Genomic DNA, 20,089 nt, shown 5'->3' on the forward strand with positions numbered 1-20,089 from the left:
TGCAGTGCAGTGCAGCTCAGTTCATGGGCAGCGGCACTGCGCCGCGAGCCGCCAACATGTCGGTCATCAGCTTGGACTCGCTCTGCTGCGTGTTGACCATGGTCTGTGCCAGGCTGCGCACCGGACCCTCGGTGGCGTCGGCAGCTGCGTACTCCATCATCGGAAGCCCACCTTCGTGGTGACGAAGCATCAACTGCAGGAACAAGGTGTCGAGTTGCAGGCCTTCCGCCGCGCGGAGAGCCGCGAGGTCCTCGGGGGACGCCATGCCGGGCATCGTGTCGACCGGGCCGGAATGAGCCATGTCCATCGTGGCCGAAGTCCCGTGCGATCCGTGGCCGGAGCCCGAATCCGACGACATCCACTCCATGTACGGACCCACCTTGGACAGCGGCTGATCCCACATGGTCAGCCACGCCTGCATCTGACCGAGCTGGTTCTGCTGCGTGGTCAAGATGTCGAACGCCAGCGTGCGTACGTCGTTGTCCGTGGACTTCGTCAGGGCGATGGACGCCATGTCCACGGCCTGGCTGTGGTGCACGCTCATGTCCTGAGCGAAGCCCACGTCCACCGAATCCGAGGCCGGAACGGTCAGTGACGACTTCGCATCGGGTCCGAGGAGGTTGGTCAGTGCGCCGAGGGCAAAACCGACGGCGATCGCGCCGATCAGACCGATGATCAGCAGCGCGGTGCGCTGACTCGGCTTCGAAGGCTGATCGGTGGTCTCTGAACTATTCACCGGACTATCCACCGGCGGGAATCTGCTCGTCGGTGGCCGGGGTAGCGCCCGTGCCGTCCATCTGGATGGCGTCGGCGCCCGGAGGCGTCGGATCGAACGGCGACGTCGACGGGGTGAACAGCGGGTTGGTGCAGCTCGCTCCGACCTCGGGGTAGACGTTCGGGTTCTGGTTCAACGCGGTGATGAACTGATCGATGCGATCGTCGTCGGCCTTGTCGATCTCGAGGCGATGGCCCCACGACTGCAGAGAAATGGGGCTGCTCTGACCGGGGTACGGCGACATCAGCATGTAGGACTTGCCGTTGACGCGTGCGGCGAGGCTGTCGATCTGGTCCTGGTCGACGAGATCGGGGTTGTACGTGATCCAGATGGCGCCGTGCTCGAGCGAGTGGACTGCGTTCTCGGTGCGAATCGGGTCGGCGTACACGGTTCCGGTGCAGTTCGCCCAGGTGGCGTCGTGCGGGCCACCGAACGGCGGAGTCTGGTCGTACGCCACGCGCTGAGTGGAATCGACGTGCTGGCCGGCCGGGTACTCGATCTTGAGGACGCCGTCGATCTTGTCGGACGGATCCTTGTTCTCGGAGCTGTACTTGTACGGCTCGAGGGCCTGCCGCTCCTCGACCTTGGGCCACAGATTGATACCGAGCACGGCGATGAGTGCGAGCACAGCCACACCGGCGCCGATCGACAGCCAGGGGATCTGGCGGGGAGCGGGGACGCCGCCCTTACCCTTCTTGGCCGGCCGACTGTTCTTGTTGGCGGCCTTGATGGCCTTGGCTGATTTGGCCCCGGAGTTCTTGTTGGGACCGCGACTATCGGAACCGCTTGGCATCGATTGGGCTCTTTCGGTGTGTGGGCTTGAGGTGTGGCGCGCCCGCGCATGAAGGTACGCGGTGGTAGCTCGGGCATTACCACTGTACTTTCCGAGTCTGAGGGCAAACTTTGAGAGTGGCGTGCGACACGCCACAGCGGCCCCGCGCACGTTCACGGAGAGCGAGGCGTGAGGCGAGTCTCCACTTCCGGTGTGCAGGCAATAGGATGAATACCTGTGACTCCAGCTGACCTTGCCGAACTGCTCCGCGGAACCGCAGCGAGCGTCCTTGCCGATCGTGGCCTCGACGTATCCGTGCTGCCCGAAACCCTTACCGTCGAGCGACCACGCAACCCCGAGCACGGCGATTACGCCACCAACATTGCCATGCAGGTAGCCAAGAAGGTCGGCACTAATCCCCGCGAGCTGGCGGGCTGGATCGCCGAAGCCCTCACCGCTGCCGACGGAATCGAATCCGCCGAGATCGCCGGACCCGGCTTCCTCAACATTCGGTTGGACAAGGACGCCCAGGGCGCGATCGTCGTGTCGGTTCTCGAAGCCGGTGCGTCGTACGGCTCGGGCGACTCTCTCGCCGGCAAGAAGATCAACCTCGAATTCGTCTCGGCCAACCCCACCGGACCGATTCACCTCGGTGGAACCCGTTGGGCTGCAGTCGGAGACGCGCTCGGACGCATTCTGTCCGCGCAGGGTGGATTGGTCACACGTGAGTACTACTTCAACGATCACGGTGCCCAGATCGACCGCTTCTCGCGTTCGCTGATCGCTGCAGCGAAAGGTGAACCTGCTCCGGAAGACGGTTACGCCGGTGCATACATCGCCGACATCGCCGCCTCGGTTCTGAAGCAGCGTCCCGACGTCATGGAGCTGCCCGCCGACGAGCAGCAGGAAACCTTCCGCGCCATCGGCGTCGAATTGATGTTCACGCACATCAAGCAGACCCTCCACGACTTCGGCGTCGACTTCGACGTCTACTTCCACGAGAACTCGCTCTTCGAATCCGGTGCGGTCGAGAAGGCCGTCGAATCCCTCAAGGGTTCGGGCAACCTCTTCCACGAAGACGGTGCGTGGTGGCTCAAGAGCACCGACTACGGCGACGACAAGGACCGCGTCGTCATCAAGAGCGACGGCAACGCCGCCTACATCGCCGGTGACATCGCCTACTTCCAGAACAAGCGCGCCCGCGGGTTCGACCTCTGCATCTACATGCTCGGTGCCGACCATCACGGATACATCGGCCGTCTCAAGGCTGCCGCGGCCGCATTCGGCGACGATCCGGACACCGTCGAGGTGCTGATCGGCCAGATGGTCAACCTCGTCAAGGACGGCACTGCCGTCAAGATGAGCAAGCGCGCAGGCACCGTCATCACCCTCGACGACCTGGTCGAGGCAATCGGCGTCGACGCCTCGCGTTACGTCATGATCCGCTCGTCGGTCGACTCGAGCATCGACATCGATCTCGACCTGTGGACCAAGACCAGCAGCGAGAACCCCGTCTACTACGTCCAGTACGCGCATGCACGCCTCTCGGCGATCGCTCGCAACGCCGCAGACCTCGGTCTGTCCGCCGACGCGAGCAACCTCGCCCTGCTCACCGTCGAGCAGGAGGGTGACCTCATCCGCACGATCGGCGAGTACCCACGCGTCGTGTCGAGCGCGGCGAATCTGCGTGAGCCGCACCGTATTGCCCGCTACCTCGAAGAACTCGCGGGTGCGTACCACCGCTTCTACGGCGCGTGCCGCATCCTTCCGCAAGGCGACGAAGACGCCACCGACGTGCACCGCGCGCGTCTGGCTCTCTGCGCCGCCACCCGACAGGTCCTGGCCAACGGCCTCGAACTGCTCGGCGTCACCGCACCGGAGCAAATGTGAACGCGCACCCCGCCGGCCCCAAGCATGCCGAGCAGTTGCAGGCCCCCGGCTTGCCCGACCGTCCTGCCAGCCCCGAAGCCTTCGGTGAACTCTCACCGCAGGTGTGGCCGCGCAACGCTTCTCGCGGCGACGACGGTGAAGTGACCCTCGCGGGTGTCAAGGTCGGTGAACTTGCCGAGAAGTACGGCACCCCGCTGTTCGTCATCGACGAGGACGACTTCCGCTCGCGTTGCCGCGACATGGCCCGCGCCTTCGGCCCGGATGCCAAGGTGCACTACGCATCCAAGGCATTCCTCTGTGGCGAGATCGCACGCTGGGTCGCCGACGAAGGCCTCTCGCTCGACGTCTGCTCCGGCGGTGAACTGGCGATCGCGTTGCACGCGGACTTCCCGGCCGAGCGAATTGCCATGCACGGCAACAACAAGTCAGTCGCCGAACTGGCCGCTGGTGTCGCCGCGGGCGTCGGGCATGTCGTGCTCGACTCGGCGATCGAGATCGACCGACTCGATCGTGTCGCCGGTGAGGCCGGTGTCGTTCAGGACGTGTTGATCCGACTGACCGTCGGCGTCGAAGCGCATACCCACGAATTCATCTCCACCGCACATGAGGACCAGAAGTTCGGTTTCTCGCTGGCCGGGGGAGCGGCGATCGACGCGGTCCGTCGCGTCTTCGCTGCCGACAACTTGCGACTGGTCGGCCTGCACAGCCACATCGGTTCGCAGATCTTCGACGTCGACGGTTTCGAGGTGGCAGCGCACCGCGTGATCGGTTTGCTCCGCGACGTCGTCACCGAGTTCGGAGTCGAGAAGACCAAGCAGATTTCGATCATCGACCTCGGCGGCGGCATGGGGATCTCGTACATCCCCTCCGACGACCCGCCGCCCGTCGACGAACTGGCAGCAAAGCTCGGCCACATCGTGCGCAACGAGTCCGCACTGGCCGGATTGCCGGAGCCGACGCTTGCCGTCGAACCCGGCCGCGCCATCGCCGGACCTGGCACGGTGACGCTCTACGAGGTCGGCACCATCAAGGACGTCACGGTGGGTAGCTCGCTGACACGCCGCTACATCAGCGTCGACGGCGGGATGAGCGACAACATCCGCACGTCCCTCTACGGTGCGGAGTACGAAGCCAAGTTGGTTTCGCGAACTTCCGGGGCTGATCCCGTCGTTGCACGTATCGTCGGTAAGCACTGCGAGTCCGGTGACGTGGTCATTCGGGACACCTGGATGCCCGAGGACGTCGGGCCCGGTGATTTACTAGCGGTAGCAGCGACCGGTGCATACTGCTATTCGATGTCGAGCAGGTACAACCTGCTCACCCGCCCAGCCGTGGTGGCGGTGCGTGACGGAGTCTCACGCGTGATTCTGCGGAGGGAAACAGTGGAAGATCTGCTCAGCTTGGAGGTATCGCAGTGACGAGCGAATCGGCGCATCGCGCTATCGGTGTGGCCGTTCTCGGCCTCGGCAACGTCGGGAGCGAGGTCGTCCGGATCATTCGTGAGCAGGCCGAGGAACTCGAAGCTCGCGTCGGCGCCCCGTTGGAACTGCGGGGAGTTGCCGTCCGCCGTATCGGCTCGGACCGCGGAATTCCCGAGGAACTGCAGACGACGGACGCCGAGTCCCTGGTCGGTCGTGACGACGTCGACATCGTGGTCGAGGTGATCGGCGGAATCGAGCTCCCTCGCAAGCTGATTCTCTCTTCCCTCAACTCCGGTAAGTCGGTCGTGACCGCCAACAAGGCGCTGCTCGCGGACCACACCGGTGAATTGGCGGAGGCTGCAGAGGCCAACTCTGTCGACCTGTACTTCGAGGCCGCTGTTGCCGGTGCGATCCCCGTGATCCGCCCGCTCACACAGTCGTTGGCCGGAGACCGTGTCAACAAGGTCGCCGGAATCGTGAACGGCACCACCAACTTCATCCTCTCCGCGATGGACGAGACCGGCGCCGACTACGAGGAGACCCTCGCCGAAGCCGGACGCCTCGGATACGCGGAAGCCGACCCGACCGCGGACGTCGAAGGCTACGACGCCGCGGCGAAGGCTGCGATCCTCGCGTCGATCGCGTTCCACACCCGCGTCACTGCCGCGGACGTGTACCGCGAAGGAATCTCCACGATCACCTCCGCCGACCTGGCGTCGGCGAAGGCACTCGACTGCACAATCAAGTTGCTCTCGATCTGCGAGCGCATCGTCACGCCCAAGGGCAAGGAGCGGATTTCCGCTCGCGTGTACCCGGCGCTGGTTCCGCTCAGCCATCCGCTGGCCTCGGTCAACGGCGCGTTCAACGCCGTTGTCGTGGAAGCAGAGAACGCCGGCCGGCTCATGTTCTACGGCCAGGGCGCAGGCGGCGCCCCCACCGCTTCCGCGGTGATGGGTGACCTGGTGATGGCGGCGCGCAACAAGGTTCACGGCGGCCGCGGCCCCCGCGAGTCCAAGTACGCCAAGCTCAAGGTCGCCCCGATGGGCGACATCCTCACGCGCTACTACGTGAACATGGAGGTCGCGGACAAGGAAGGTGTGCTGTCCGCAGTCGCCGCCGAGTTCGCCAAGCACGGCGTGAGCATCTCCGTCGTCCGCCAGGAGGGCGCCGGCGCCGGCGCGCGTCTGGTGGTCGTCACTCATGTAGCAACCGACGCGGCTCTCTCCGAGACCGTGGCGGCCCTCAACGAACTCGAATTCGTCACCGCTGTGACCAGCGTGCTGCGACTGGAAGGCACTGAACAATGACCGGCATCGTCAACCCCGTCCACAAGGCATGGCCGGGTCTCATCGAGGCATACCGGGACCGTCTCGCGATCGGTGACAACTGGAAGACCGTCACCCTGCGCGAAGGCGGCACCCCGCTCCTGCCGGCCGGCCACCTCTCCGAGATCACCGGCTGCGACGTCTACCTCAAGGTCGAGGGTCTCAACCCCACCGGTTCCTTCAAGGACCGCGGCATGACGATGGCCGTCACCGACGCCTTGGCCCGGGGCCAGCGCGCAGTTCTGTGCGCGTCCACCGGCAACACCTCCGCCTCGGCCGCTGCGTATGCAGCCAAGGCAGGCATGACCTGCGCCGTGCTCATCCCGCAGGGCAAGATCGCCATGGGCAAGCTTGCGCAGGCAGTCATGCACGGCGCCAAGATCATTCAGGTCCAGGGCAACTTCGACGACTGCCTCGAACTGGCACGCAAGACCACGGCGGAATTCCCCACCATCGGTCTGGTCAACTCCGTCAACCCGGTGCGCATCGAAGGTCAGAAGACCGCGGCATTCGAGATCATGGACGTGCTCGGCAAGGCTCCCGACGTGCACGCTCTCCCGGTCGGAAACGCAGGAAACATCACCGCGTACTGGCGCGGATACTCCGAGTACTACGCCGACGGTCTGACCACGGTCAAGCCCCGCATGCTCGGCGTCCAGGCAGCCGGTGCGGCTCCGCTGGTCAACGGCGCACCCGTCAAGGACCCCGAAACCATCGCTACCGCAATCCGAATCGGTTCCCCCGCTTCCTGGAACGGCGCTGTCGCCGCGAAGGAAGAGTCGAACGGTGCATTCCGTGCCGCCACCGACGAGAAGATCCTCGAGGCTTACCGTCTGATCGCCGCCACCGAGGGCGTCTTCGTCGAACCGGCGTCGGCAGCCAGTGTCGCCGGCCTGCTCGCCGCACGTGCAGAGGGCTGGCTCGAGCCGGGCCTGACCGTCGTGTGCACGGTGACCGGTAACGGTCTCAAGGATCCTGACACGGCTTTGAAGGGTATGCCGAACGTCGAGCCGATCGGTGTCGATCCCGTTGCCGTCGCGGCTGCCCTCGAGCTTGCATAGTGTCCGTGGATTCATCGACCACTCCGCGGAATCCGGTGTCTGACATGACTATAACCCTGCCTATCGGCCTTTCGGTGACTGCTCGCGTCCCGGCCTCGAGTGCAAACTTGGGGCCGGGGTTCGACACCCTCGGTCTGGCGTTGGGGTTGTACGACGAAATCGTGGTCACCACAACGGATTCGGGCCTTCAGATTCGCGTCGAAGGTGAAGGCGCTGCCGACGTACCTTGGGGTCCTTCGCATCTCGTGGTTCGCGCTATCGAACGCGGTCTCGAAGCGGCCGGGGTGTGGGCAAGTGGCCTGGACGTGTTGTGCCGCAACGCGATCCCGCACTCGCGCGGGTTGGGATCCTCGGCTTCTGCGGCTGTCGGCGGACTGGCAGCAGCCAACGGTCTGGCGCGCGCACTCGATGCCGAGATCGGCTTGACGGAAGAGCAGTTGGTTCAACTCTCGTCCGAGTTCGAAGGTCACCCGGACAATGCGTCTGCCAGTGTTCTCGGTGGCGCAGTCGTCTCGTGGAGTTGCCCACCGGCCGTCGAAGGCGACGAGCCGATCTACTCTGCGGCGAAACTCGATGTCCATCCCGACATCCGTGCTGTGGCACTGGTTCCCGAGGAGCGGTCGTCCACCGCACACACTCGTGGCCTCCTGCCCGAATTGGTTCCGCACCAGGATGCCTCGTTCAACGCGAGCCGCAGCGCGCTGGCCGTCGTTGCGCTCACTGCTCGGCCCGATCTGTTGATGGCAGCCACCGAGGATCGCCTGCATCAGGCACAGCGCGCACCCGCACTTCCGCTCACGACGCGATGGATCGGGATCTTGCGCGAGGCGGGCATTGCTGCGACCGTTTCGGGAGCAGGCCCCACCGTGTTGGCGCTCAGCACAGAACCTTTCCCCGTCGAGCTCGCCGAAGCGGCGCGGGCAGACGGACTACGTGTGCTCGAATTGGACATCGCCGACGGCGTCGAAGTATCCACGACGACTGTCTGATCCCTGCCTTGGTCCTGGTGATCGCCCACTACCGATCGGTAGTGAACTGACACACCCAGTCGTCCAAATTCTTGCCGGACTCAGGTTTGGACGCTATCCTGGGCTATGTCCGTACATCGTGCGCGTCAGTCGCCGGTGCATCACCAGGGGGCAAAACTCCTTCCCAATCGGGGTCCACAGTCCTTGGCATGATTCTCGCAGGCATGATCCTCACGCTTGTACCTTCTCCGAAGGTTTGAATCCTCCGCGGATCGAACACTCAGAGGTTCCATATCTCTGGGGTTCAACACACGGGGGAGTGAATCGTCGACGAAGGCGCGTTGGGCAGGTTTGCGAGCGCATGAAAAGTTTGAGGCGAGAGTTTCCGACAATCATGTGACGGCGGACAAGCCGGCAGTTCTGGACAGCAACCACGTACGGCACCACCGAGTTCGGTATTCAATCGAACTGCGGGACGAACCCTCGACTTTGCGCAGTGCGAGTGAGGGAAGGAAAGGACCTCCGTGACCGATACGGACCTCATCGCCACTTCTGCACCCGCCGGGTCGGAATCAGGCGACAATTCTCAGGCGTCATCTTCAGCATCGAACGGTGCGGTGGCGACCTCCACGAAGCGTGCCGAGACGCGCCGTGGTGCCGGACTCTCCGGCATGGTGCTCACCGAACTCCGCACTCTTGCGGGTGAACTGGGCATCAAAGGCACTTCCGGCATGCGCAAGGGCGACCTGATCGCAGCCATCAAGGAGCGCCAGGGCGGCAGCGCAAAGGCTGCACCCGCACAGAGCGAACTCACTCTCGACGACGCACCCGTTGCGCGCACTCGTGCCAAGAGCGCCCGCGCCGCACGCACCGAAACCCCCGCAGCCGAAACGGCTCCCGCGGCAGAATCCGCTCCTGCCGAGGCAGCGCCTGCGCGTACCGAATCCGCCGAGGATTCCGATCAGAGCGCACCCCGTCGTGGACGTCAGCGTCGCGGCGCCGCTCGTCGTGCAGGTTCACCCGACCAGGGTGAACTGAGCATCGAGCAGGACACTCCTTCGGCAAAGTCCGACGCGGACACCTCGAAGGCTGTCGATACCTCGAAGGTCACCGAGACCGCCAAGGCTGAGGCTCCGGTCGAGCGTCCTGCGCGCACCGAGGGCAAGTCCGACGCTGATCAGGCTCCCGCCGAGCAGGGCAACGAGCGTCCCCGCCGCGAGCGCAACCGGGACAATCAGGGCCAGCGAGATAACCAGGGCCAGCGCGAGAACCAGGGCAACCGGGGTAACCAGGATCGCCAGGATCGCCAGGACCGTCAGGATCGCGGCAATCAGAACAACGCCGGCCAGAACAACGCCGGTCCGCGTACGGACAACCGCAACAACGGACCGGACGACGACGAAGAGGGTGGACGCGGACGCCGCGGACGCCGTTTCCGCGAGCGCCGTGGCCGTGGTCGCGACCGCGGTGAGGGTGGCGCACCCAACGATTCGCGTGAGACCGAAATCCGCGAGGACGACGTCCTTCAGCCGGTCGCCGGCATCCTCGACGTGCTCGACAATTACGCCTTCGTGCGTACGTCCGGGTACCTCGCCGGCCCCAACGACGTCTACGTCTCCATGAACCTGATCCGCAAGAACGGCCTTCGCCGTGGCGACGCCATCACCGGTGCCGTCCGCGTCTCGCGTGACGGTGAGCAGGGCAGCCAGCGTCAGAAGTTCAACCCGCTGGTCCGCATCGACACGGTCAACGGCGGCGACGTCGAGGCCGCGAAGAAGCGCCCCGAGTTCAACAAGCTCACGCCGCTGTACCCGAACCAGCGTCTGCGCCTCGAGACCGAGCAGCACATTCTCACCACGCGTGTCATCGACCTGGTGATGCCCATCGGTAAGGGCCAGCGCGCCCTCATCGTGAGCCCGCCCAAGGCCGGTAAGACCAGCGTGTTGCAGGCGATCGCGAATGCCGTCGCCACCAACAATCCTGAGTGCTACCTGATGGTCATCCTCGTGGACGAGCGTCCCGAGGAAGTGACCGACATGCAGCGCAGCGTGAAGGGTGAGGTCATTTCCTCCACCTTCGACCGCCCGCCGGGAGATCACACCGCAGTTGCCGAGCTGGCAATCGAGCGTGCGAAGCGCCTGGTCGAGATGGGTAAGGACGTCGTCGTACTGCTCGACTCCATCACGCGTCTGGGTCGTGCGTACAACAACTCCTCGCCTGCGTCCGGACGCATCCTCTCCGGTGGTGTCGACTCGACGGCGCTCTACCCGCCGAAGCGTTTCCTCGGCGCTGCCCGCAACATCGAGAACGGCGGATCGCTCACCATCATCGCCACCGCGATGGTCGAGACCGGATCCACCGGCGACACGGTGATCTTCGAAGAGTTCAAGGGCACCGGCAACGCCGAGCTCAAGCTCGATCGCAAGATCGCCGAACGCCGCGTGTTCCCGGCCGTGGACGTCAACCCGTCCAGCACGCGTAAGGACGAGCTGCTCCTGAGCCCGGACGAAGCTGCTGTGCTGCACAAGCTCCGCCGCGTCCTGTCCGGACTGGACTCGCATCAGGCCATCGATCTGCTGATCGATCGACTGAAGAAGAGCAAGAACAACCTCGAGTTCCTGATGCAGGTCTCCAAGACCGCACCGGGTGCGATCGACGACTGATCGACTCGACGTCAAAGGCCCACAACCAGCTGGTTGTGGGCCTTTTGCGTGGGCGGAACAAAACCGAGGGGCAGTGCGTTGACAACTTCGTACAGCCACCCCGAGGCGTGCGAGACGCGGATTATCTGGTGAGGTACCGCATCTGGCATACTGAACGGCCGAGTCCGGTTCCGGTTCACGATGTCGATTGGCGACGTCGACCCGGCGACCATTGAAAGGGACACCATGAAGGCAGGAATCCACCCATCCTACGTAGCGACCACCGTCGTCTGCGGTTGCGGTAACACGTTCGAGACCCACAGCACCAAGGAGTCCGGACGCATCAACGTCGAGGTTTGCTCGCAGTGCCACCCGTTCTACACGGGCAAGCAGAAGATTCTCGACACCGGTGGACGCGTCGCTCGCTTCGAGGCTCGCTACGGCAAGCGCGCAGACAGCAAGGTCCCGGCCACCGAGTCCTAGCTGTTCCGCCGACGCCCGATCTGCCATGCGCAGATCGGGCGTCGGCTTTTTTGTGCCTGCACTCGGTTTGCGCGTTTCCCGGGTCCCGGCGTCGAAATACCTTCAAGCGCGCACCGTAGGAATCGAAACTCAGAGCGGAGCGAACCATGGCAGGCGCAACCCAGCCCTCGGCCATCGACGACATCTTGGCGGAGCACGCCGGTCTCGAAGCGCAGATGTCCGATCCGGCGCTGCACAACGACCCTGCCGCTGCCAGGCGCGTCGGTAAGCGGTTCTCCGAGCTCTCGCCGATCATGTCGACGTACAACAAGCTCACGGCTGCGCAGGACGATCTGGAAGCTGCGCGCGAACTCGCCGCCGACGATTCCAGCTTCGCCGCCGAGATCCCCGATCTCGAAGCCGAGGTCGCGCAGCTCGAGCAGACGCTGACCGATCAGTTGGCGCCGCGTGATCCGCATGACGGCGACGACATCGTCCTCGAAGTGAAGTCCGGTGAGGGCGGCGAAGAATCCGCGCTCTTCGCCTCGGACCTGGCCCGCATGTACGTCCGCTACGCGGAACGGCACGGCTGGCGCGTCGAGATCCTCGACGCGACGGTCTCCGATCTCGGCGGATACAAGGAAGCAACGCTGTCGATCAAGAGCAAGTCAGACACCCCGGACGGAGTGTGGGCGCGGCTGAAGTTCGAGGGCGGGGTTCACCGCGTCCAGCGAGTGCCCGTCACCGAATCCCAGGGACGCGTTCACACTTCGGCCGCCGGCGTTCTGGTCTACCCGGAGCCCGAAGAGGTCGAGCAAGTCCAGATCGACGAGAGTGACCTGCGTATCGACGTCTACCGTTCGTCCGGCAAGGGCGGTCAGGGCGTCAACACCACCGACTCCGCGGTTCGAATCACGCACCTTCCGACCGGCATCGTCGTCACCTGCCAGAACGAGCGCTCGCAGCTCCAGAACAAGGCGCGTGCCATGCAGGTGCTTGCAGCCCGTTTGCAGGTAGTCGCCGAGGAAGCCGCGGACGCAGAAGCGTCGGCAGGTCGCCAGAGTCAGGTTCGGACGGTGGACCGTTCGGAGCGCATCCGCACCTACAACTTCCCTGAGAACCGCATCACCGATCACCGCATCGGATTCAAGTCGCACAACCTCGACGCAGTGCTCGACGGTGAGCTCGACGCACTTCTCGACGCATTGGGCAAGGCGGACCGAGAGGCGCGTCTCGCGGCCGAGTAGATGCAGACCATGACTGACCTCCGTCCCGCCGGGAACTCGGTGAACCGCGTGTCGGTTGAGCGTGGCAGGCTGTACCCGTGAGTCGACTTCCACTTCGTTTGGCGCTGATCGAAGCTGCAAAACAGCTCGACGCCGCAGGTGTGCCCAACCCACGCACCGACGCCGAGTTGTTGGCATCCCACCTGCTCGGCGTCGAACGCACGCGTCTCGGGCTGATTCCGTTGGTCGATCCCGAGGTCATCGCGGCGTTCGACGAGTTGGTTGCGCAACGCGTGAAGCGGATTCCGTTGCAGCACATCATCGGAGTCGCATCGATGGGCAACATCGACGTCGCTGTCGGTCCGGGTGTCTTCATTCCGCGGCCCGAAACCGAATTGCTCATGGGTTGGGCGCTCTCGTTCCTCGAAGGTTGCGGAAGTAAGCCGCCGGTAGTTCTGGACCTGTGCACGGGATCGGGTGTACTCGCGCTGTCCATCGCCGAGGCCCGTCCAGACGCCGTCGTTCACGCCGTGGAGAAAGAGCCCGCCGCGTTGGCGTGGGCGCGTCGTAATGCTGCCGACCGCGAGGCCGCCGGTGATACACCGATCCATCTGCATCAGGGTGATGTCACCGATCGGAACCTGTTGCCAGGGCTCGAGGGCGGCGTCGATCTGGTCGTGTCCAATCCGCCGTACATCCCCGAAGGCGCGCAATTGCAGCCTGAGGTCATGGATTACGACCCGCACACCGCGTTGTTCGGTGGCGCCGACGGTCTGTCCGTCATCAAACCCATGATCAGCAACATCGCGAGGTGGCTTCGAATCGGCGGCGCGGCAGGCATCGAGCACGACGACACCAACGGCGACGGCGTCGCTGCGCTGTTCTCGGCGCGTCGGGTGTTCGGCGACGTTGCACAGCATCCCGATCTTGCCGGTCGTCCGCGTTTCGTCGTCGCCAGACGTGTCGCCACCGACGTGGAAGCGCAGCGGAATCGAACGCCCGAAGTGCAGAGTGAAAGGATGGCTGAGTGAGCACCGTGTACGACTGCAGTCAGACAGATTCCCGAACCGCAGGCTTGGCCGCCGCGAAGAACGCGCTCAAGGCCGGCCGACTCGTAGTTCTCCCTACCGACACCCTTTACGGACTCGCCGCGGACGCGTTCGACAGCGAAGCTGTCACGAGTCTGTTGCGCGCCAAGGGACGCGGGCGAGACATGCCCGTCCCGGTACTGGTCGGATCGTGGAACACCATCGACGGGCTCGTCTACAGCGTGCGCCCCCAGGCGCGGGATCTGATCCGCGCGTTCTGGCCCGGCGGACTGAGCTTGGTCGTCGAGCAGGCGCCTTCACTTGCCTGGGACCTCGGTGATACCCGCGGAACCGTCATGCTCCGCATGCCGCTGCACCCGGTTGCCCTCGAACTGTTGCGCGATGTCGGACCGCTTGCCGTCTCGAGCGCCAACATTTCGGGGCGTCCGCCGGCAACTACCGTCGAGGAAGCCCGAGATCAGCTCGGCGGATCTGCCAGCGTGTATCTCGACGGAGGCAAGGCCGAACACGCCGTTGCTTCCACGATCGTCGACCTGACCGGCAATTCACCGCGTATCTTGCGAGTGGGTGCCGTCTCGGCAGAATCCATCGCCGAGGTATTGGGCACCAGTCCGGAAAGCCTCGTAGAGGGAGTTTCGTAACGATGGTCGGCGCCGGCGGCGAGCGCGCGGGGGAATCCACGTATTGGGGACCGGATTTCGGTGAGCTTGCCACGGCGGACCCCGAGATCGCGGCTGTTGCGCTGGCCGAACTCGAGCGTCAGCGCGGCGGGCTTCAACTCATCGCGAGCGAGAACTTCACCAGCCCCTCGGTACTGGCTGCCTTGGGTTCGACCCTGAGCAACAAGTACGCCGAGGGCTATCCGGGTCGGCGTTACTACGGCGGGTGCGAGTACGTCGACGTAGCCGAGAATCTGGCGATCGACCGGGCAAAGGCACTGTTCGGCGCCGAGCACGTCAACGTCCAGCCGCATTCGGGGGCCACCGCGAATCTCGCGGTGTACGCCGCATTCGCCAAGCCCGGCGACACCGTATTGGCGATGAGTTTGCCGCACGGTGGGCATCTGACTCACGGGTCTCGGGTCAGCTTTTCGGGGCAGTGGTTCACCACCGTTCCCTATCACGTCGATTCGGCCACCGAATTGATCGACTACGACGAGGTTCGCACCCTGGCTCTGGCGCACAAGCCGAAAATCATCGTCGCCGGCGCGACCGCGTACTCCCGAACCATCGACTTCGCAGCCTTCCGGTCGATCGCGGACGAGGTCGGTGCTTTCCTGTGGGTCGATGCCGCCCACTTCATCGGACTCGTGGCAGGCCGGGCGATACCGTCGTGTGTTCCGTATGCCGACGTGGTCTCCGCGACGACGCACAAGGTCCTCAGAGGCCCGCGCGGCGGAATGATCTTGTGCCGCAGCGAGCATGCCTCTGCTGTCGATCGCGCGGTGTTCCCCTTCATTCAAGGCGGCCCGATGATGCATGCGATCGCTGCGAAGGCGGTTGCCTTCAAAGAAGCGTCGACGCCGGAATATCGTTGGTATGCACAGGAAGTGGTTGCCAATGCGTCGGCGCTCGCGCAGTCGTTGGAAGCTCGCGGCCTGCGCACCGTTTCCGGTGGAACCGACACGCATCTGGCGCTTCTCGATCTGCGCGCAAGCGGTGTCACCGGAGTCGACGCCGAGCGTAGGTGCGGACTGGCTTCGATCACGCTCAACAAGAACGCGATTCCGTTCGATCCGCAGTCGCCGGCCGTCACGTCCGGAATCCGCGTCGGATCCGCGGCCGTGACGACACAGGGGTTCAACACGTCCGACATGAGCGTCGTGGGGGAGTTGATCGCGCGCGCAGTTGTCGCGGATCCAGCCACCACGTCAGGGGAGGCCGAGTTGGCATCAGTTGCCGACGGCGTTCGCGAACTGGTACGGGCAAAACCTGCCTATCCCCGCCAGACGGGTGATCTCGCGCAGTGATCACTTCGTACGAGGCGACCACATATCTGGCACAGGGCGGCGGGGGAGCGGGTGTGCCCATCCGTGAACTGTTGCTCGTGCTGTGTACGGCGGCGGTAGTGACATACCTGGCGACTGGCGCAGTCCGGTTGTTGGCGCTGCGGTTCGGCGCCGTCGCCATACCGCGTGATCGGGACGTTCACGTCGAGCCGATTCCGCGCCTCGGTGGCGTCGGAATGTATATCGGCATGGTTGTCGGTCTGCTGTTCGCGCAGCAATTACCGGCGCTCACAAGAGGTTTCGGCTTCGGTAGTCCAGATGTACACGCTGCGCTCGTAGCGGGCGCCGTCATCGTCCTCGTAGGCGTGATCGACGACAGGTGGGGCCTCGACGCTCTCACCAAGTTCGTGGGTCAGGTGACTGCTGCCGGAGTTCTCGTGGTGATGGGCGTCAGTTGGTTCATCATCTACAACCCTTTCGGTGGTAACGGTGGGTCCACGATCATCCTCGATCAGATTCAATCGGGACTGTTCACGGTGGCTATCGCCGTGGCGACTATCAACGCGATGAACTTCGTCGACGGTCTCGACGGATTGGCCGCCGGTTTGGGCCTCATCGCGGCGTTGGCGATCCTCATCTTCTCGATCGGTCTGCTCCACGATCAGGGCGGCGACGCGAGTGTCTACCCGCCGGCGATGATCGCGGCGGCCTTGGCAGGCGCTTGTCTCGGTTTTCTTCCGCACAACTTCAATCCAGCGCGCATTTTCATGGGCGATTCCGGGTCGATGTTGATCGGTCTCATGCTTGCCGCGATCTCCACCAGTGCATCCGGTCGTATTCCGCTCACTGCCTACGGAACCCGCGACCTCGTCGGCCTTCTCGCGCCGTTGTTGCTGGTCGGAGCTGTGATGTTCATCCCCATGCTGGACATGCTCCTGGCCGTGATCCGCCGGACGAAAGCGGGCGTCAGTCCGTTCAGTCCGGACAAGATGCACCTGCATCATCGCCTCCTGCAAATCGGACACACGCACCGACGGGTTGTGCTGGTCATCTACCTGTGGGTCAGCGTTCTGGCTTTCGGCGCCGTCGGATCCTCGCTGCTCAATCGACAGCTGGTTGTCGTTCTGGTTGCGGCCGGGTTGGTCATCGCCTTGTTCTTCACCGCGGTGCCGTCCCTGATCGATCGCAAGCAACAGCGTCGCTAGCCAAGTTTCCCGATCCATTACCCTTGGGCATCGTGACGAACACGCCGCAGCCTGTACCTGCCTCGCAACCCATCCCTGATTCGACCGCCGCCATGAAGTCGGCCGTGAAGTGGGGTGTGATGGGGCTGATCGCGCTGGCCGTGGTCGGCGCGCTCCTGGGCGGGCTCTTCGCCGGCAAGGAAGGCGTCTACGGCGCTTTGATCGGCGCAGCCGTCGGCGGCGGGTTCATCCTGTTCACGGCGCTGGGCGTGCTGCTCACAGCGAAGTTGCCTGCGCTCACGGCCGGTGCAGTTCTTCTCGGCACGTGGCTGCTGAAGATGATTCTCGCGATGGTTGTTCTCTTTGTCCTCTCGGACATGGATTTCTACAACAAGACCGCTCTCGTCCTGGTCATCATCATGTCGCTGGTCGTCGTGCTCGGTGCGGAGACATACGGCGTTCTCGGAACCAAAACTCCGTACGTCGATCCCACTCCCAGCAGCAACGTCGACGACGACGAGTAGTACTACAAGAGGTAACTAATCGGACTTCCAGGTACCCCATCTACACAATGTCGTAGATGACTTGATAAGGTTCGGTTCAAGCGAGAGCAATGGTGGGCCGAGTAACACTCAGCCGACGATGCCATGTGCTCGCAGGTGGTCGAAATTCTGACCACTGAGTCGACGAGAGTCGCCGACACCGACAGACGCCAGGCCCCTCTGGGGTTCTCCAGCTGCTGACGAATGCGCGAGTCGAACTTGTCGACTTGTAGATCGTCAATGTCCGATCGAACCGCAGTCAATGATGGCTGCGGACCGACTACGGGAGAGAACGCTGAGCGTCACCACCCTGGCCGCGGATGAATTCCATGCGCCGTCACTAGACGATTTTTTCCCGCCCTCCGTGTTGATTCACGCGGGCCCCTTCGAGCTCGACCGTCTGATGCTGATTCGTCTGCTGATGTCGGTGCTGGTCGCAGCCTTCTTCGTGATCGCGATGCGCAGCCCTCGATTGGTTCCCCGTGGGATGCAGAACGCCGCTGAGCTTGCGCTCGACTTCGTTCGTATCAACATCGCCGAGGAGATCCTGGGCAAGGAACAGGGCAAGCGCTTCCTGCCGGTCATCACGACGATCTTCTTCATCGTGGTCGCCAGCAACCTGGCCAGCATCATTCCTTTCCTGAACATCTCGCCGAACGCACGAATCGGTATGCCCCTGGTACTCGCGGCGCTCGCCTACATCGTGTTCAACTACGTCGGAATCAAGAAGTACGGCTTCTTCAAGTACGTCAAGAGCAGCATCGTCGTTCCCGGCGTTCCGCTGCCCCTGCACTTCTTGTTGGTGCCCATCGAGTTCATCTCGACCTTCATCCTGCGCCCGTTCACGCTGATGGTTCGTCTCATGGCCAACATGTTGGCCGGCCACATCCTGCTGGTGCTGTTCTTCAGCGCGACGAACTACTTCTTCTTCGTGTCCGGCGGATTCCAGGCGATCTTCGGCGTTCCGTCGATCATCGCCGGTATCGCATTCACGTTCTTCGAGCTGCTGGTCATCTTCCTGCAGGCTTACGTGTTCGCGTTGCTGACCGCGGTGTACATCGATCTGGCGCTCCACGCCGACGAGCACTGACCTTTTACCTCCTCACCAGCTACACCAAGAACTGAGCCTCTTGCCGAATCCGGCGGAGGTCAACAGAAAGGGAATGGAACACCATGAGCATCGCTTACCTCGCTCAGGAAGTTGTCGAGACCAAGTCGCGCGGCTACGGAGCCATCGGCTACGGCCTCGCAGCAATCGGCCCCGGCATCGGCGTGGGCATCGTTGTGGGCAAGGCAATCGAAGGCATGGTCCGCCAGCCCGAGATGGCCGGCCAGGTTCGTACCACCATGTTCCTCGGTATTGCATTCACCGAGGCCCTCGCGCTGATCGGCCTCGTCGCCGGCTTCATCTTCTAAGACCGACATGGCAGCCACCATCGCAATTCTCGCGGCGGAGGGGACGACTGAACACAATCCCCTCATTCCCGAGACATACGACATCGTGTGGTCCGCGGTCGCGCTCGTAGTAGTTGGTTTCGTCTTCTGGAAGCTCGTTCTTCCGAAGTTCCAGAAGGTCTTGGCCGAACGCACCGAGCAGATCGAGGGCGGCATCAAGAAAGCCGAAGACGCACAGGCGGAGGCAGCAGCAGCGCTCGAGCAGTACCGCGCGCAGCTCGCCGAAGCTCGTACCGAGGCAGCGCAGATCCGTGAGGAAGCGCGTACCCAGGGTCAGCAGATCATCGCTGACATGAAGGTTCAGGCGCAGGACGAGAGCGACCGCATCGTGGCCGCAGGCCACAGCCAGCTCGTCGCCCAGCGTCAGCAGATCGTCGCTGAGCTCCGCTCGGATCTCGGCAAGACCGCTGTAGACCTGGCCGAGAAGGTCATCGGGGAGTCTCTCGCCGACGACGTGAAGCGCGCCGGAACGGTTGATCGTTTCCTCAACGAGCTCGACACCGTCAGCGCTGATTCAGCCAGGAAGTGAGCAACATGTACGCAGCGAGCCGTGAAGCCTTGGCGCAGACTCGTTCTGCGCTGAGCAGTGCCCTGGGCGCCGTCTCTGCAGGAGCGGCAACTGCTGCTTCTGCTCAGGCTGGGTCCGAGCTCTTCTCGGTGGTCGAGGTACTCGACGGCCAGCGCGCTCTTCGCAGCGCGCTGGCTGACGCTTCGGCACCGGCCGCTGGTCGCCAGGCTTTGGCAGAGCAGTTGTTCTCCGGAAAGGTCGGCGCCGAGGCGCTCGCCACCGTGAAGGCAGCTGCAGGCCAGGACTGGTCTGCGGCCCGCGACTTGGTCAACTCGCTCGAACTGCTCGGACGCGAAGCTCTGCTCCGCGCCGCAGCCGATCAGAGCCAGTTGGACACCGTTGAGGACGAGCTCTTCCGTCTCGGTCGCATCGTGGCAGGGGATCCCAGCCTGGAGCAGACGCTCTCGGATCTGTCGGTTCCCGCAGCCCGCAAGCGTGAGTTCCTCTCCCGCTTGCTCTACGGCAAGGTCACTGCGGTCACCGAGGCACTCGCCGGACAGGCCGTCGGCCGGTTGAAGTCTGCACCCGCAGACACTTTCGATCAGCTGTCGAATCTTGCCGCAGCGCAGCGCGATACCACCGTTGCTCACGTTCGCAGCGCCTCGGCGTTGAGCTCGGAGCAGTCGGATCGCTTGGCCAGCACTCTTACCCGCACCTACGGGAAGCCGGTAGCAGTACACGTCGAGGTTGATCCAGAACTCCTCAGCGGCTTGGTCGTCCGGGTGGGCGACGAGGTTATCGACGGCAGCGCAGCGGGTCGACTCGCAGCACTGCGGAAGAACCTCAAGTAGTCCTTCAGCC

General features: G+C 63.9%; 19 protein-coding genes. 17 read left to right on the top strand and 2 right to left on the bottom strand.

Annotated features, from left to right (window positions below; genetic code table 11):
• Positions 1–16: 16 nt before the first annotated feature.
• Together AC2ETI_RS25885 and AC2ETI_RS25890 are read right to left on the bottom strand one after the other, a co-directional pair.
• Entirely contained in the window at positions 17–736 is a 720-nt protein-coding gene (locus AC2ETI_RS25885; RefSeq protein ID WP_019749185.1) for a DUF305 domain-containing protein, read from the bottom strand.
• 4 nt (positions 737–740) lie between these two features.
• Positions 741–1,568 carry a thioredoxin-like domain-containing protein gene (locus AC2ETI_RS25890; RefSeq protein ID WP_020908297.1) on the bottom strand — a complete coding sequence of 276 codons (828 nt, stop codon included), beginning with the start codon at positions 1,566–1,568 and terminating at the stop codon, positions 741–743.
• A gap of 216 nt (positions 1,569–1,784) precedes the next feature.
• Between AC2ETI_RS25890 and argS the strand changes: the two genes are divergently transcribed.
• The 17 genes from argS (at position 1,785) to AC2ETI_RS25975 (ending at position 20,079) form a co-directional block, all read left to right on the top strand.
• Complete coding sequence (argS, locus tag AC2ETI_RS25895; RefSeq protein WP_019749183.1) at positions 1,785–3,437, top strand: arginine--tRNA ligase; 1,653 nt, start codon at positions 1,785–1,787, stop codon at positions 3,435–3,437.
• On the top strand, positions 3,434–4,855 hold the full coding sequence (lysA, locus tag AC2ETI_RS25900; RefSeq protein WP_070797117.1) for a diaminopimelate decarboxylase: 1,422 nt from the start codon (positions 3,434–3,436) through the stop codon (positions 4,853–4,855). The genes argS and lysA overlap by 4 nt, the downstream gene beginning before the upstream one ends.
• A complete protein-coding gene (locus AC2ETI_RS25905; protein ID WP_007726192.1) occupies positions 4,852–6,165 on the top strand; it encodes a homoserine dehydrogenase in 1,314 nt (437 codons plus the stop codon). Before lysA ends, AC2ETI_RS25905 begins: the two co-directional genes overlap by 4 nt.
• Positions 6,162–7,244, top strand: a complete 1,083-nt coding sequence (gene thrC / locus AC2ETI_RS25910; protein ID WP_003941280.1) for a threonine synthase — start codon at positions 6,162–6,164, stop codon at positions 7,242–7,244. Before AC2ETI_RS25905 ends, thrC begins: the two co-directional genes overlap by 4 nt.
• A gap of 44 nt (positions 7,245–7,288) precedes the next feature.
• On the top strand, positions 7,289–8,233 hold the full coding sequence (gene thrB / locus AC2ETI_RS25915) for a homoserine kinase (protein ID WP_007726194.1): 945 nt from the start codon (positions 7,289–7,291) through the stop codon (positions 8,231–8,233).
• A 503-nt stretch (positions 8,234–8,736) separates the two neighbouring features.
• Complete coding sequence (rho, locus tag AC2ETI_RS25920; protein WP_047889191.1) at positions 8,737–10,875, top strand: transcription termination factor Rho; 2,139 nt, start codon at positions 8,737–8,739, stop codon at positions 10,873–10,875.
• Between the two features lie 225 nt (positions 10,876–11,100).
• Positions 11,101–11,337, top strand: a complete 237-nt coding sequence (gene rpmE / locus AC2ETI_RS25925; protein ID WP_483634609.1) for a 50S ribosomal protein L31 — start codon at positions 11,101–11,103, stop codon at positions 11,335–11,337.
• A gap of 146 nt (positions 11,338–11,483) precedes the next feature.
• Positions 11,484–12,563 (top strand): peptide chain release factor 1, encoded by a 1,080-nt coding sequence (gene prfA / locus AC2ETI_RS25930; RefSeq protein ID WP_003941341.1) that lies wholly within the window; start codon positions 11,484–11,486, stop codon positions 12,561–12,563.
• 77 nt (positions 12,564–12,640) lie between these two features.
• Positions 12,641–13,573 carry a peptide chain release factor N(5)-glutamine methyltransferase gene (prmC, locus tag AC2ETI_RS25935; RefSeq protein ID WP_483634610.1) on the top strand — a complete coding sequence of 311 codons (933 nt, stop codon included), beginning with the start codon at positions 12,641–12,643 and terminating at the stop codon, positions 13,571–13,573.
• A complete protein-coding gene (locus AC2ETI_RS25940; RefSeq protein ID WP_003941345.1) occupies positions 13,570–14,232 on the top strand; it encodes an L-threonylcarbamoyladenylate synthase in 663 nt (220 codons plus the stop codon). The genes prmC and AC2ETI_RS25940 overlap by 4 nt, the downstream gene beginning before the upstream one ends.
• A gap of 2 nt (positions 14,233–14,234) precedes the next feature.
• A complete protein-coding gene (locus AC2ETI_RS25945) occupies positions 14,235–15,560 on the top strand; it encodes a serine hydroxymethyltransferase (RefSeq protein WP_483634611.1) in 1,326 nt (441 codons plus the stop codon).
• Positions 15,557–16,744 carry a glycosyltransferase family 4 protein gene (locus AC2ETI_RS25950; RefSeq protein WP_080945689.1) on the top strand — a complete coding sequence of 396 codons (1,188 nt, stop codon included), beginning with the start codon at positions 15,557–15,559 and terminating at the stop codon, positions 16,742–16,744. Before AC2ETI_RS25945 ends, AC2ETI_RS25950 begins: the two co-directional genes overlap by 4 nt.
• A gap of 32 nt (positions 16,745–16,776) precedes the next feature.
• Complete coding sequence (locus AC2ETI_RS25955) at positions 16,777–17,247, top strand: Cg1360 family ATP-synthase-associated protein (RefSeq protein WP_019749175.1); 471 nt, start codon at positions 16,777–16,779, stop codon at positions 17,245–17,247.
• A gap of 280 nt (positions 17,248–17,527) precedes the next feature.
• Positions 17,528–18,355, top strand: coding sequence for a F0F1 ATP synthase subunit A (gene atpB / locus AC2ETI_RS25960; RefSeq protein WP_020970049.1), 828 nt, complete (start codon positions 17,528–17,530; stop codon positions 18,353–18,355).
• An 83-nt stretch (positions 18,356–18,438) separates the two neighbouring features.
• Positions 18,439–18,681: an ATP synthase F0 subunit C gene (locus tag AC2ETI_RS25965; protein ID WP_003941327.1), complete on the top strand. Its 243-nt coding sequence runs from the start codon at positions 18,439–18,441 to the stop codon at positions 18,679–18,681.
• A 7-nt stretch (positions 18,682–18,688) separates the two neighbouring features.
• On the top strand, positions 18,689–19,249 hold the full coding sequence (locus tag AC2ETI_RS25970) for a F0F1 ATP synthase subunit B (RefSeq protein ID WP_003941337.1): 561 nt from the start codon (positions 18,689–18,691) through the stop codon (positions 19,247–19,249).
• Between the two features lie 5 nt (positions 19,250–19,254).
• Positions 19,255–20,079, top strand: a complete 825-nt coding sequence (locus AC2ETI_RS25975; protein WP_003941304.1) for a F0F1 ATP synthase subunit delta — start codon at positions 19,255–19,257, stop codon at positions 20,077–20,079.
• Positions 20,080–20,089: the final 10 nt, after the last annotated feature.

Source organism: Rhodococcus sp. MurmanLake-1 (genome assembly GCF_056945715.1).

Bases quoted from the DNA above. Each gene is read 5' to 3' on its own strand.
- AC2ETI_RS25890 (WP_020908297.1), bottom strand. From the start codon at position 1,568: ATGCCAAGCGGTTCCGATAGTCGCGGTCCCAACAAGAACTCCGGGGCC.
- thrC (WP_003941280.1), top strand. From the start codon at position 6,162: ATGACCGGCATCGTCAACCCCGTCCACAAGGCATGGCCGGGTCTCATC.
- thrB (WP_007726194.1), top strand. From the start codon at position 7,289: ATGACTATAACCCTGCCTATCGGCCTTTCGGTGACTGCTCGCGTCCCG.
- rpmE (WP_483634609.1), top strand. From the start codon at position 11,101: ATGAAGGCAGGAATCCACCCATCCTACGTAGCGACCACCGTCGTCTGC.
- prfA (WP_003941341.1), top strand. From the start codon at position 11,484: ATGGCAGGCGCAACCCAGCCCTCGGCCATCGACGACATCTTGGCGGAG.
- AC2ETI_RS25945 (WP_483634611.1), top strand. From the start codon at position 14,235: ATGGTCGGCGCCGGCGGCGAGCGCGCGGGGGAATCCACGTATTGGGGA.
- atpB (WP_020970049.1), top strand. From the start codon at position 17,528: ATGATGGCTGCGGACCGACTACGGGAGAGAACGCTGAGCGTCACCACC.
- AC2ETI_RS25965 (WP_003941327.1), top strand. From the start codon at position 18,439: ATGAGCATCGCTTACCTCGCTCAGGAAGTTGTCGAGACCAAGTCGCGC.
- AC2ETI_RS25970 (WP_003941337.1), top strand. From the start codon at position 18,689: ATGGCAGCCACCATCGCAATTCTCGCGGCGGAGGGGACGACTGAACAC.
- AC2ETI_RS25975 (WP_003941304.1), top strand. From the start codon at position 19,255: ATGTACGCAGCGAGCCGTGAAGCCTTGGCGCAGACTCGTTCTGCGCTG.